The organism is Pseudomonas oplopanacis (assembly GCF_057128725.1).
This window is the reverse complement of sequence record NZ_JBSKHV010000004.1, coordinates 385,981-399,024: the sequence shown is the minus strand read 5'-3', so window position 1 is coordinate 399,024 and position 13,044 is coordinate 385,981. Positions and strand designations below refer to the sequence as shown.

The 13,044-nt window shown below is 59.4% G+C and carries 11 protein-coding genes, 3 tRNA genes and 1 riboswitch; of the genes, 12 read left to right on the top strand and 2 right to left on the bottom strand.

Annotation, left to right across the window (positions count from 1 at the left end):
* The first annotated feature begins 52 nt into the window (after positions 1–52).
* The 5 genes from astA to astE all read left to right on the top strand — a co-directional run bounded on the left by astA (position 53) and on the right by astE (position 5,367).
* Positions 53–1,078 carry an arginine N-succinyltransferase gene (astA, locus tag ACWKV5_RS12215; RefSeq protein WP_483841442.1) on the top strand — a complete coding sequence of 342 codons (1,026 nt, stop codon included), beginning with the start codon at positions 53–55 and terminating at the stop codon, positions 1,076–1,078.
* On the top strand, positions 1,075–2,544 hold the full coding sequence (gene astD, locus ACWKV5_RS12210; RefSeq protein WP_483841463.1) for a succinylglutamate-semialdehyde dehydrogenase: 1,470 nt from the start codon (positions 1,075–1,077) through the stop codon (positions 2,542–2,544). The genes astA and astD overlap by 4 nt, the downstream gene beginning before the upstream one ends.
* Before the next feature lie 139 nt (positions 2,545–2,683).
* Entirely contained in the window at positions 2,684–4,030 is a 1,347-nt protein-coding gene (gene astB / locus ACWKV5_RS12205; RefSeq protein ID WP_123432856.1) for an N-succinylarginine dihydrolase, read from the top strand.
* Between the two features lie 26 nt (positions 4,031–4,056).
* Positions 4,057–4,344, top strand: coding sequence for a hypothetical protein (locus ACWKV5_RS12200; RefSeq protein ID WP_046031534.1), 288 nt, complete (start codon positions 4,057–4,059; stop codon positions 4,342–4,344).
* 12 nt (positions 4,345–4,356) lie between these two features.
* The gene (astE, locus tag ACWKV5_RS12195; protein ID WP_483841441.1) at positions 4,357–5,367 is read left to right on the top strand and encodes a succinylglutamate desuccinylase; all 1,011 of its coding nucleotides are present in this window, start codon (positions 4,357–4,359) and stop codon (positions 5,365–5,367) included.
* A 153-nt stretch (positions 5,368–5,520) separates the two neighbouring features.
* On the opposite strand, the gene ACWKV5_RS12190 is transcribed toward astE, so the two are convergent.
* The gene (locus tag ACWKV5_RS12190) at positions 5,521–6,030 is read right to left on the bottom strand and encodes a 6,7-dimethyl-8-ribityllumazine synthase (RefSeq protein ID WP_483841440.1); all 510 of its coding nucleotides are present in this window, start codon (positions 6,028–6,030) and stop codon (positions 5,521–5,523) included.
* 101 nt (positions 6,031–6,131) lie between these two features.
* Positions 6,132–6,303, bottom strand: a riboswitch (FMN riboswitch).
* A gap of 195 nt (positions 6,304–6,498) precedes the next feature.
* Between ACWKV5_RS12190 and ltaE the strand changes: the two genes are divergently transcribed.
* The 7 genes from ltaE to ACWKV5_RS12155 all read left to right on the top strand — a co-directional run bounded on the left by ltaE (position 6,499) and on the right by ACWKV5_RS12155 (position 12,464).
* The gene (gene ltaE / locus ACWKV5_RS12185) at positions 6,499–7,503 is read left to right on the top strand and encodes a low-specificity L-threonine aldolase (RefSeq protein ID WP_483841439.1); all 1,005 of its coding nucleotides are present in this window, start codon (positions 6,499–6,501) and stop codon (positions 7,501–7,503) included.
* Between the two features lie 146 nt (positions 7,504–7,649).
* Positions 7,650–10,268, top strand: a complete 2,619-nt coding sequence (gene alaS, locus ACWKV5_RS12180; RefSeq protein WP_483841438.1) for an alanine--tRNA ligase — start codon at positions 7,650–7,652, stop codon at positions 10,266–10,268.
* A 91-nt stretch (positions 10,269–10,359) separates the two neighbouring features.
* A complete protein-coding gene (locus ACWKV5_RS12175) occupies positions 10,360–11,601 on the top strand; it encodes an aspartate kinase (protein WP_123432851.1) in 1,242 nt (413 codons plus the stop codon).
* A 188-nt stretch (positions 11,602–11,789) separates the two neighbouring features.
* Positions 11,790–11,978, top strand: coding sequence for a carbon storage regulator CsrA (gene csrA, locus ACWKV5_RS12170; protein ID WP_002554426.1), 189 nt, complete (start codon positions 11,790–11,792; stop codon positions 11,976–11,978).
* Between the two features lie 62 nt (positions 11,979–12,040).
* Positions 12,041–12,131, top strand: a tRNA-Ser gene (locus ACWKV5_RS12165).
* A 107-nt stretch (positions 12,132–12,238) separates the two neighbouring features.
* Positions 12,239–12,315, top strand: a tRNA-Arg gene (locus ACWKV5_RS12160).
* Positions 12,316–12,387: 72 nt separating this feature from the next.
* Positions 12,388–12,464, top strand: a tRNA-Arg gene (locus ACWKV5_RS12155).
* A 19-nt stretch (positions 12,465–12,483) separates the two neighbouring features.
* On the opposite strand, the gene ACWKV5_RS12150 is transcribed toward ACWKV5_RS12155, so the two are convergent.
* On the bottom strand, positions 12,484–13,002 hold the full coding sequence (locus ACWKV5_RS12150; protein WP_483841437.1) for a cell envelope protein SmpA: 519 nt from the start codon (positions 13,000–13,002) through the stop codon (positions 12,484–12,486).
* Positions 13,003–13,044: the final 42 nt, after the last annotated feature.

Here is a 13,044-nt window from a genome sequence, read left to right as displayed (position 1 = left end):
GAAAGCAGCGAAATTTCACGGGTGGCGCAAGCGGCCCGTTTGAGGAGATAGCATGATCGTTCGTCCCGTACGCAGCAGCGATTTACCCGCTCTGATCGACCTGGCCCGCAGCACCGGCACCGGCCTGACTACCTTGCCGGCCAACGAAGAACGTCTGGCCCATCGGGTCGGCTGGGCCGAGAAGACCTTTCGCGGCGAAGCCGGGCGCGCTGATGCGGACTACCTGTTCGTACTCGAAGACGACACGGGCCGCGTGGTGGGCATTTCCGCCATCGCCGGCGCGGTCGGCCTGCGTGAGCCTTGGTACAACTTCCGGGTCGGCCTGACGGTCAGCGCTTCGCAAGAGCTGAACATCTACCGCGAGATCCCGACGCTGTTCCTGGCCAATGACCTGACCGGCAACTCCGAGCTGTGCTCGTTGTTCCTGCACGCCGATTTCCGCACCGGCCTCAATGGCCGCATGCTGGCGAAGGCGCGGATGCTGTTCATTGCCGAGTTCCCGCAACTGTTCGGCAACAAGATCATCGCCGAGATGCGCGGTGTCTCCGATGAAGCCGGGCGTTCGCCGTTCTGGGAAAGCCTGGGCCGTCACTTCTTCAAGATGGAATTCAGCCAGGCCGATTACCTGACCGGCGTGGGCAACAAGGCGTTCATCGCCGAACTGATGCCGAAGTTTCCGCTGTACACCTGCTTCCTGTCGCCAGATGCGCGCAACGTCATCGGCAAGGTCCATCCGGACACCGAGCCGGCGCTGGCCATGCTCAAGAGCGAAGGTTTCAGCTACCAGGGCTACGTCGACATCTTCGACGCCGGCCCGGCCGTCGAGTGCGAAACCGGCAAGATCCGCGCGGTGCGTGACAGCGAGGCGCTGGTGCTGGCCATCGGCACACCGGGCGACGACGCCACGCCGTTCCTGATTCACAACCGCAAGCGCGAAGACTGCCGGATCACTGCCGCGCCAGCACGCTTCGCCGCCGGCACGCTGGTGGTCGATCCGCTGACCGCCAAACGTCTTCAACTCAACGCCGGCGATCAAGTGCGCGCCGTACCGTTGTCTGCTGCTCGGGAGTCGAAATAATGAATTCGCTATACATCGCAGGTGAATGGCTGGCTGGTCAGGGCGAAGCCTTCCAGTCGCTGAACCCGGTGACCCAGCAAGTGCTGTGGTCCGGCGAAGGCGCCACGGCGGCTCAGGTTGAATCCGCCGTGCAAGCCGCCCGTCAGGCATTCCCGGGCTGGGCCCGTCGCACTCTGGACGAACGCATTACCGTGCTTGAGGCCTTTGCCGCCGCACTGAAAAACAAGGCTGACGAACTGGCGCGCTGCATCGGTGAAGAAACCGGCAAGCCGCTGTGGGAATCGGCGACCGAAGTGACCAGCATGGTCAACAAAATTGCGATTTCGGTGCAGAGCTACCGCGAACGTACCGGCGAGAAGAGCGGCCCGCTGGGCGACGCCACCGCTGTGTTGCGTCACAAGCCGCACGGCGTGGTGGCGGTGTTCGGTCCTTACAATTTCCCTGGCCACTTGCCGAACGGTCACATCGTGCCGGCGCTGCTGGCCGGTAACAGCGTGTTGTTCAAGCCAAGCGAGCTGACGCCGAAAGTCGCCGAGCTGACGGTTAAATGCTGGATCGAAGCCGGTCTGCCAGCGGGCGTGTTGAACCTGCTGCAAGGCGCCCGCGAAACCGGTATCGCCCTGGCGGCGAACCCGGGCATCGACGGTTTGTTCTTCACTGGCTCCAGCCGTACTGGCAACCACCTGCATCAGCAATTTGCCGGTCGTCCGGACAAGATACTGGCGCTGGAAATGGGCGGTAACAACCCGCTGGTGGTCGACGAAGTGGCCGATCTCGATGCTGCCGTTTACACCATCATCCAGTCGGCCTTCATTTCCGCCGGTCAGCGTTGCACCTGTGCACGCCGCTTGCTGGTGCCGCAGGGCGCCTGGGGCGACACATTGCTGGCGCGTCTGGTGGCGGTCAGCGCGACGATTGAAGTCGGGGCATTTGATCAACAGCCGGCACCGTTCATGGGGTCGGTCATTTCCCTTGGCGCTGCGAAAGCGTTGATGGATGCGCAAGAACATTTGCTGGCCAATGGCGCAGTGGCGTTGCTGGAAATGACTCAGCCGCAGGCGCAAGCCGCTTTGCTGACTCCGGGCATCCTCGACGTGACGGCCGTGGCTGATCGTCCTGACGAAGAGCTGTTCGGCCCGTTGTTGCAGGTGATCCGCTACGCTGATTTCGAAGCGGCAATCGCTGAAGCCAACGACACCGACTATGGCCTGGCGGCGGGTTTGCTGTCGGATTCCGAAGCGCGTTATCAGCAGTTCTGGCTGGAAAGCCGCGCCGGTATCGTCAACTGGAACAAGCAGCTGACCGGCGCCGCGAGCAGCGCGCCATTCGGCGGCGTCGGCGCCTCGGGCAACCACCGCGCCAGCGCCTACTACGCAGCCGATTACTGCGCGTACCCGGTGGCCTCGCTGGAAACCCCAAGCCTGACCATGCCTGCCGCTCTCACGCCTGGCGTGAAGATGGCGTAACGCCCATTCGCGAGCAGGCTCGCTCCCACATTGGAATGCATTTTCCTGTGGGAGCGAGCCTGCTCGCGAAGGCCGCGCCTCGGTCTGACTGAATTGTTACCTGAAGCCTATAACAACAGATTCTCGTGGAGCCTCGCTGATGAAATCCTATGAAGTCAATTTTGACGGTCTAGTGGGGCCGACCCATAACTACGGCGGGCTGTCCTACGGCAACGTCGCGTCCCAGAGCAACAGTCAGCAGTCTTCGAACCCGAAGGAAGCTGCGCTGCAAGGCCTGGCGAAAATGAAAGCGCTGATGGAAATGGGCTTTCAGCAAGGTGTGCTGGCGCCCCAGGAACGCCCGGACGTGGCCGCACTACGCCGTTTGGGTTTCAGCGGCACCGACGCGCAAGTGATCGAGCAAGCTGCTAAAGACGCCATGCCATTGCTGGTCGCCAGTTGCTCGGCGTCGAGCATGTGGGTGGCCAACGCCGCCACGGTCAGCCCAAGTGCCGACACTGCGGATGGCCGCGTGCATTTCACCGCCGCCAACCTCAACTGCAAATACCACCGCAGCATCGAACACCCGACCACCAGCCGCGTGCTGGGCGCGATGTTCGCTGATCAGAAGCACTTTGCGCACCACGCCGCGTTGCCGGCCGTGGCGCAGTTCGGTGACGAAGGCGCGGCCAACCACACCCGTTTCTGCCGTGAATACGGTGAAGCCGGCGTCGAGTTTTTCGTGTTCGGTCGCAGCGCTTTCGATACCCGCTACCCGGCCCCGCAGAAGTACCCGGCACGCCAGACGCTGGAAGCGTCCCAGGCCGTTGCCCGCCTGCACGGCCTGAGCGAAGACGGTGTGGTCTACGCGCAGCAGAACCCGTCGGTGATCGATCAGGGCGTTTTCCACAACGACGTGATCGCGGTGGGTAACGGCGAGGTGCTGTTCTATCACGAGGACGCGTTCCTCGACACCGAGCAGATGCTGGCCGAACTGCAAAGCAAGCTCGCTAAAGTCGGCGGCAAGTTCCAGTCGGTCTGCGTGCCGCGTTCGGCGGTCACTGTTGAAGACGCCGTTCGGTCCTACCTGTTCAACAGCCAGCTGCTGTCGCGTCCTGACGGTTCGATGCTGTTGATCGTGCCGGAAGAATGCCGTGGCAATGAGCGTGTCTGGCAGTACCTGCAAGGTCTGACCAGCTCCGGCGGCCTGATCCGCGAAGTCAAAGTCTTCGATCTGAAGCAAAGCATGCAGAACGGCGGTGGCCCGGCTTGCCTGCGGCTGCGCGTCGCACTGAATGAAACCGAACTGGCGGCGGTCAACCCAGGGGTTATCATGACGGCACCGTTGTACGGCACGTTGACCGAATGGGTCGACAAGCACTACCGCGACCGCATGACCGAAAACGATCTCGCGGACCCGCAATTGCTGCTTGAGTGCCGGACGGCACTGGATGAACTGACGCAAATCCTTAAACTGGGCGCGGTTTATCCATTCCAGATCAATTGAAAGTCTCAAACGAGAGCGTAAAGAACATGAGCGATACCCTGCAGCTGATCCTTGAAGACACCGACGGCACGCAACTGGAAACGTCCTGCACCCGCGTCGCGGTCATGTGGCAAGGCAAAGAGCTGTGGATCCAGCACGATGGCCGTGGCCAACTGCTGATCGGCGTGGACGTTGAAGAAGGTGACGCTGAATACGCCAACCTGCTGCTGCGTCCATTGGCGACTAATCTGGTAAGTCTGCAACTGGAAATGGAACCGGCTGAAGTCGGCGACGAAGACCACGTGCACGGCCCGGATTGCGCACACGACCACTAAGGAAACCGCTCTATGCTCGCCCTCGGCAAACTGCTTGAACTGACCCTCGCCGGCCGCGAACCGGCGGAGAAGACTCAACTGACTGTCGAAGGCGTGCGGATGCGCTGGTTGAGCGAAGGTGCGCTGGAAGTCCGGCCACCCGAGGCTCGCGACAATGGCCTGGACCTGCTGCTGTCGGCCGGTATCCACGGCAACGAAACAGCGCCGATCGAGTTGCTCGATCGCCTGTTGCATGACATCGCTCGTGGCGACTTGAAACCACGCGCACGCATTCTGTTCCTGTTCGGCAACCCGGAAGCGATACGTAAAGGCGAGCGCTTCGTCGAGCAGGACGTCAATCGGCTGTTCAACGGCCGTCATGAACAAAGCAGCGGCTCCGAAGCCTTGCGCGCTTGTGAGCTGGAGCGCCTGGCGGCGAGTTTCTTCAGCCTGCCGGATCGCCAGCGTCTGCACTACGACCTGCATACCGCGATTCGCGGCTCGAAAATCGAGCAGTTCGCCTTGTATCCGTGGAAGGAAGGTCGCCAGCATTCGCGTCAGGAACTGGCGCGCCTGCGTGCTGCCGGTATGGAAGCGGTGCTGTTGCAGAACAAGCCCTCCATCGTTTTCAGTTCCTACACTTACGACAAGCTGGGCGCCGAGTCCTTTACCCTTGAGCTGGGCAAGGCGCGGCCGTTCGGGCAGAACGCCGGGGTCAACGTTTCCCTGTTGGAAACCCGCCTGAAACAGATCATCGAAGGCACCGAGCCGGAACTGACCGACGCGGCACTGGACGGTTTGCAGCTGTACAGCGTGGCGCGGGAAATCATCAAGCACAGCGACAGCTTCCGCTTGAACCTGCCGGCGGACATCGAGAACTTTTCCGAGCTGGACGTGGGTTACCTGCTGGCGGAAGACATCGCCAATACCCGCTGGATCATCGAAGAGAAGGGCGCCCGGATTATCTTCCCGAACCCCAAGGTGAAGAATGGCTTGCGCGCCGGCATCCTGATCGTACCGACCACCGACGAAAACCTGGCCTGACCACAACACAAAACAAATGTGGGAGCGAGCCTGCTCGCGAAGGCGCCATAACAAACAACATCACCGTTGAATGTTAAACCGCTTTCGCGAGCAGGCTCGCTCCCACAGTTGGTTTGGGTGAAGGCAGAGACTTCACCCAGATCGGATTTTGGATTAAACAGCCATCGCACGCGGCTCACTGCGACGCAACGCACGCATCTTGTGCAGCGTATCCGCGCACGTTTTCGCCGCTTCCTGGCCTTTGTGCAGGAAATGCTCGAAGAAGAACTTCTGGTGCTCTTCACCGGCATGGAAGTGGTGCGGGGTCAGGGATACCGAGAACACTGGCACTTCGGTTTCCAGTTGCACCTGCATCAGGCCACTGACCACCGACTGGGCGACGAACTCGTGACGGTAGATCCCGCCATCAACCACGAGGGCTGCGGCGACGATGCCGGCGTAACGGCCGGTCTTGGCCAGCAGCTTGGCGTGCAGGGGCATTTCAAAGGCGCCGCCGACCTCGAAGAAATCGATGTCCGATTCCTGATAACCCTGGGCAATCATTTCGCTCAAGAAGCCTTTACGGCTCTGATCGACGATTTCCTTGTGCCAGCAGGCCTGGATGAACGCAACGCGCTCGCCCTGATGGTTTTTGCTTTTGCTATCGATTGCGGTGGGTTGCATGTTCTGACTCCTGTTTATGGTTAAAACAGGGCATATGAATCGAATGGGATTTCAGGGTGCGCACGCTCGCACGAATGCGACGGACGGCCCTTTGGCGTCAATCCCGTTCTCTCTTCATCCGGACTATGACCGTCGGCCCCGGGATCACACCGGGTCTGCTGACCTTGTCGTCATGCACGGCCATTGCCGTGCCTGTCGCCAAGCGCTCGCGGGCTATGCGCATTGCGCGCAATTACCGCCGGTGGGGAGTTGCACCCCGCCCTGAGAACGTTTTGCCGTCAGATTGTCTGGCAGCGCAGCGTTTTTAACACATATTTTCGACCCGCGCATCGCTGCTATCTGATGATTGCTATCGATTTTTTCGCTGGCTTGGGGTGTCTTTTGCGGCTCAAGGGTTGATTATTCGTGGTCATGACCGCAGTAATTCCTGACTGAAAGGGATTTTCCCTGCTTACCGAGGCCAGATTCATGAGCGTTATCGATCTTCGCAGCGACACCGTCACCCAACCCTCCGCCGGGATGCTCGACGCAATGGCCACAGCGGCCACCGGTGACGACGTTTATGGCGAGGATCCGACGGTCAACCTTCTTGAGGCCGAGCTGGCAAAACGACTCGGGTTCGCCGCAGCGCTGTTTGTGCCGACAGGCACCATGAGCAACCTGCTGGGGTTGATGGCGCATTGCGAGCGCGGCGAGGAATACATCGTCGGCCAACAGGCACACACCTATAAGTACGAAGGTGGCGGCGCGGCGGTGCTCGGTTCGATTCAGCCGCAGCCGCTGGAGCTGCAGGCCGATGGCTCAATGGACCTGGCTCAGGTGGCCGCCGCGATCAAACCGGACGATTTCCACTTCGCCCGCACCCGGTTGCTGGCGCTGGAGAACACCATGCAAGGCAAAGTGCTGCCGCTGGAGTATCTGGCGCGGGCCCGCAGCTTTACCCGTGAACAGGGCTTGCAACTGCACCTGGATGGCGCGCGACTCTACAACGCGGCGGTCAAACTGGGGGTTGATGCCCGGGAAATCACTCAGCACTTCGATTCCGTGTCGGTGTGCCTGTCCAAAGGCCTGGGCGCGCCGGTCGGTTCGGTGTTGTGCGGTTCGGTCGAGTTGATTGCCAAGGCGCGTCGTTTGCGCAAGATGGTCGGCGGCGGCATGCGTCAGGCCGGGATTCTGGCCGCGGCGGGCTTGTATGCCCTGGACAACAACGTCCAGCGCCTGGCCGACGACCACGCCAATGCGCAACTCTTGGCCGAAGGCCTGCGCGCAGCGGGTTACGGCGTCGAACCGGTGCAGACCAACATGGTGTACGTGCAGATGGGCGACAAGGCCGAATCCATCAAGACGTTCGCCGCCGAACGCGGGATCAAGTTGAGCGCGGCAGGGCGTCTGCGTATGGTCACGCACATGGACGTCAGTCGTGAGCAAATCGGGCAGGTCGTCGCGGCATTCGTCGACTTTTCGCGCAAGTGATAGCGTTAGCGCTCCAATTGACTGTTTCTATCGTATAAACACGCTGTACCCCGCGCGCAGGGCCGATATAATGCGGCCCTTTGCCGTCGCTTCGTCTGTTGACGTTTCGAACAGGCCTTTGGCCGCAGCCTCCGTGGAAGAACCTAATGAAAAGCGCAGAAATCCGTGAAGCCTTCCTTCGCTTCTTCGAAGAGCAAGGCCACACCCGTGTAGCCTCCAGCTCTTTGATTCCGGGCAACGACCCAACCCTGCTGTTCACTAACGCGGGGATGAACCAGTTCAAGGACTGCTTCCTGGGCCAGGAAAAACGTGCGTACACCCGCGCCACCAGCAGCCAGAAATGCGTACGCGCTGGCGGCAAAAACAGCGACCTGGAAAACGTCGGTTATACCGCTCGTCACCACACATTCTTCGAAATGCTCGGTAACTTCAGCTTCGGTGACTATTTCAAGCACGACGCAATTACCTTCGCCTGGACTTTCCTGACCGGCGTTTTGAAGCTGCCGAAGGAAAAACTCTGGGTCACCGTCTATGCCTCGGACGACGAAGCGTATGACATCTGGACCAAAGAAATCGGTGTGCCGGTCGAGCGCATGATTCGCATCGGCGACAACAAAGGCGCGCCTTACGCCTCCGACAACTTCTGGACCATGGGCGATACCGGCCCGTGTGGACCATGCACCGAGATTTTCTACGATCACGGCGATCACATCTGGGGCGGCCCACCGGGCTCGCCGGAAGAAGACGGCGACCGTTACATCGAGATCTGGAACAACGTGTTCATGCAGTTCAACCGCACCGCCGATGGCGTGTTGCATCCGTTGCCAGCGCCGTCGGTCGATACCGGCATGGGCCTGGAGCGGATCAGTGCGGTAATGCAGCACGTAAACTCCAACTACGAAATCGACCTGTTCAAGAACCTGCTGAGCGCGTCGGCCGATGCGATCGGCTGCGAAAATGGCGATCAGTCTTCGCTGAAAGTTGTTTCCGACCACATTCGTTCGTGCGGTTTCCTAATTGCTGATGGCGTGTTGCCGTCCAATGAAGGTCGCGGTTATGTACTGCGCCGGATCATTCGCCGCGCCTGCCGTCACGGTAACAAACTGGGCGCCACCGGCAGCTTCTTCTACAAGATCGTCGCGGCGCTGGTCGCCGAGATGGGCGAAGCCTTCCCTGAGCTGAAGAAGCAACAGAGCAACATCGAGCGCGTGCTCAAGGCCGAGGAAGAGCAGTTCTCCAAGACCCTGGAACACGGCCTGAAGATTCTCGAACAGGATCTGCTGGAACTCAAAGGCACCGTGGTGCCGGGCGATGTGGTGTTCAAGCTGTACGACACTTACGGTTTCCCGATGGACCTGACTGCGGACATCGCTCGCGAGCGCAACCTGACGGTCGACGAAGTCGGTTTCGAACGTGAAATGGAAGCCCAGCGGGTTCGCGCCCGTTCTGCCAGCTCCTTCGGTCTGGACTACAACACCTTGGTCAAGGTTGACGTGGCGACCGAATTTACGGGTTACAAGGCCACCAGCGGTTCGGCGAAAATTGTCGCTATCTATAAAGATGGCCAGTCGGTCGATGTGTTGAGTCAAGGCGAAGAGGGCGTGGTGGTTCTGAACCAGACGCCTTTCTACGCTGAATCCGGTGGCCAGATTGGTGACTGTGGTTATCTGCAAGCCGGCAACAGCCGCTTCGACGTACGCGATACCACCAAGACCGGCGGCGCATTCCTGCACCACGGTGTGCTGGCATCGGGCAGCTTGACCATCGGTGCGCCGGTAGAGACTCACGTCGACGCCGATGTTCGTCACGCCACTTCGCTGAACCACTCGGCGACTCACTTGCTGCACGCCGCATTGCGTCAGGTGCTGGGCGATCACGTTCAGCAGAAGGGTTCGTTGGTCGACAGTCAGCGCCTGCGCTTCGACTTCAGCCACTTCGAAGCCATCAAGCCTGAGCAGTTGAAAGCACTGGAAGACATCGTCAACGCCGAGATCCGCAAGAACTCCGCGGTTGAAACCGAAGAAACCGACATCGAGACCGCCAAGAAGAAGGGCGCCATGGCGCTGTTCGGTGAGAAGTACGGCGACAACGTGCGCGTGCTGAGCATGGGCGGCGATTTCTCGGTTGAACTGTGCGGCGGTATCCACGCCAACCGTACCGGCGACATCGGCCTGCTGAAAATCATCAGCGAAGGCGGTGTGGCATCGGGTGTGCGTCGTATCGAGGCCGTCACCGGCGCTGCGGCACTGGCCTACTTGAACGCGGCTGAAGAACAACTCAAGGAAGCGGCCAACCTGGTCAAGGGTAGCCGCGACAACCTGATCGACAAGCTGTCGGCTGTGCTGGAGCGCAACCGTCTGCTGGAGAAGCAACTCGAGCAGTTGCAAGCCAAGGCTGCCAGCGCGGCGGGCGACGATCTGTCGGCCGCAGCCCTGGACGTCAAAGGCGTGAAGGTACTGGCCGTGCGTCTGGACGGTCAGGACGGCAAGGCGCTGCTGGCGCTGGTCGATCAACTGAAAAACAAACTCGGCCGCGCAGTGATCCTGCTCGGCAGTGTCCATGAGGAAAAGGTCGTTCTGGTTGCAGGCGTAACCAAAGACCTGACTGGCCAACTCAAAGCCGGTGATTTGATGAAGCAAGCCGCTGCGGCAGTGGGCGGGAAGGGCGGTGGTCGTCCAGACATGGCGCAGGGCGGCGGTACAGACGCCGGCGCTCTGGATGCAGCATTGGCCCTGACCGTTCCATTTGTAGAGCAGGGTTTATAAGGCAGTGTGTCTGGCCCGCGGTCTAGTGGCGGGCCAGAACGCTGTTTGAGTGATTATTTGGGCGCCCTTCATGGGCAGAGGCGGCTTTGAAATGGCTTTGATCGTACAGAAATTTGGAGGCACCTCGGTCGGCACTGTCGAGAGAATCGAGCAGGTCGCCGACAAGGTTAAGAAATTCCGCGATGCTGGCGATGACCTGGTGGTTGTGCTGTCTGCAATGAGCGGCGAAACCAACCGTCTGATCGATCTGGCCAAGCAAATCAGTGGCGACGACCAACCGGTTCCCCGTGAGCTGGATGTGATCGTTTCCACCGGTGAGCAGGTGACGATTGCACTGTTGGCCATGGCGCTGATCAAGCGCGGCGTGCCAGCGGTGTCCTACACCGGTAATCAGGTACGGATTCTGACCGATAGCGCGCACAATAAAGCGCGTATCTTGCAGATTGATGACCAGAAGATTCGTGGTGATCTGAAGGCCGGTCGCGTAGTGGTTGTCGCCGGTTTCCAGGGCGTCGACGAGCACGGCAACATCACCACCCTCGGTCGTGGCGGTTCCGACACCACCGGCGTGGCGCTGGCCGCAGCCTTGAAGGCTGATGAGTGCCAGATCTACACCGACGTCGATGGTGTCTACACCACCGACCCGCGTGTGGTGTCCGTGGCTCAGCGCCTGGAAAAGATTACCTTCGAAGAGATGCTGGAAATGGCCAGCCTCGGTTCCAAGGTACTGCAGATCCGTGCGGTCGAGTTTGCCGGCAAGTACAACGTTCCGCTGCGCGTACTGCACAGCTTCAAGGAGGGTCCGGGCACCCTCATTACTATTGATGAAGAGGAAACCATGGAACAGCCGATCATTTCCGGTATCGCATTCAACCGCGATGAAGCCAAGCTGACCATCCGTGGCGTGCCAGACATCCCGGGCGTTGCCTTCAAGATTCTCGGCCCGATCAGTGCCGCGAACATCGAAGTCGACATGATCGTGCAGAACGTCGCGCACGATAACACCACCGACTTCACCTTCACCGTGCACCGCAACGACTACCAGGCGGCGCAAGCCGTGCTGGAAAAAACTGCTGGTGAGTTGGGTGCCCGTGAAGTCGTGGGCGATACCAAGATTGCCAAGGTATCGATCGTCGGCGTCGGCATGCGCTCCCACGCAGGCGTGGCCAGCCGCATGTTCGAATCCCTGGCGAAAGAAAGCATCAACATCCAGATGATCTCGACATCGGAAATCAAAGTCTCCGTTGTGATCGAAGAGAAGTACCTGGAACTGGCTGTGCGCGCTCTGCACACAGCTTTCGAACTGGACGCACCGGCCCGTCAGGGCGAGTGATGCGTTTGCCAAAGGGCGCGGTCTGACCGCGCCCTTTGTCTTTTTTTGAATGGCGCGGCCTAAAACTGTTCTTTTGCTCGCGCTGGTCAATACTCAGGCATGTAGGGCTGCGATCATTCCGGTTGTGGGTCGAATGCCTTTTTTTTGCAGACTGTTGTCCCTGAAATGAAATGCGTTAGGAGAAAGGTATGCTGATTCTGACCCGTCGGTGCGCAGAAAGCCTGATTATTGGTGATGGCGAAATCACCGTGACCGTGCTCGGCGTCAAAGGAAATCAAGTGCGTATCGGTGTGAACGCCCCGAAAGAGGTTGCTGTGCACCGTGAGGAAATTTACCTGCGTATAAAGAAAGAGAAGGACGAAGAACCAAGCCATTAATTTTTATCGTTTTTTATGTTTGCAAACGGGGAAAAGGTTGGTTAAGATACGCCCCGTGTTGCGGAGAGCTGGCCGAGTGGCCGAAGGCGCTCCCCTGCTAAGGGAGTACACCTCAAAAGGGTGTCGGGGGTTCGAATCCCCCGTTCTCCGCCATTATTTGCGTAGTACGTTGTAATCTGGCTTCTTCGGTAAGTTGTTGAAATTACTAGAAAAAGTGTTTGACATAGAGATTAGACGGCCTATAATGCGCGGCAACAAATGCACTCGTAGCTCAGCTGGATAGAGTACTCGGCTACGAACCGAGCGGTCACAGGTTCGAATCCTGTCGAGTGCACCATTTAAGAGTTGTTTGCAGTAATGCGAGCGACTTTGCTTCAGCCAGTTGTGGTCTGGTTTAAAAACACAAAATGCACTCGTAGCTCAGCTGGATAGAGTACTCGGCTACGAACCGAGCGGTCACAGGTTCGAATCCTGTCGAGTGCACCAAACACCAAAAAGCCTGCGTCTAACGCGGGCTTTTTGCTGTCTGGGATTTGGCTTTTCCTCGGGTACATCCTTTCTCGTCAAACTCGACCTGTGCGCTACGGCCTCGCTTGGCGTCGTAGCGGTAACTCGTTGATGAATTCCTGATACTGATCTTGTCTGGCTTGCCAAGGGCGCTCTCGACGTCCTGCTGGCTCATGCCGGCGACGACTCGTTGGTTGATGATCGCTTCGCGTCGTTCCTTGGCGCTGATCAGATTTCCGCATTTGTCTTCGGCCTGGCCTACGATGGTCGGTTCTCTCCTGATGTTTTTCATACCTGATGTTTCGCCAGTCCTGGCTTCTGGCATGAGTGCTGTCGTGCTGCCGGGTGTGAACGTGCGCACTTCCTGCAGCGAGAGGCTCTCTTCGTCCGTGCAGCTCAAGGTGGTGAAGGTGACGTGCCCGTTGGCAGCCTCGCAGCGGTGAACAATTCCCGCCTGTAGCCGGAGCGGCAGGCAGAGCAGGGCGGTCAGCAAAAAATAGTACGCAATCGATGGCATTTGACGTCCTCCATGACGGTCGATACCAAGGGTAGCTGCTAC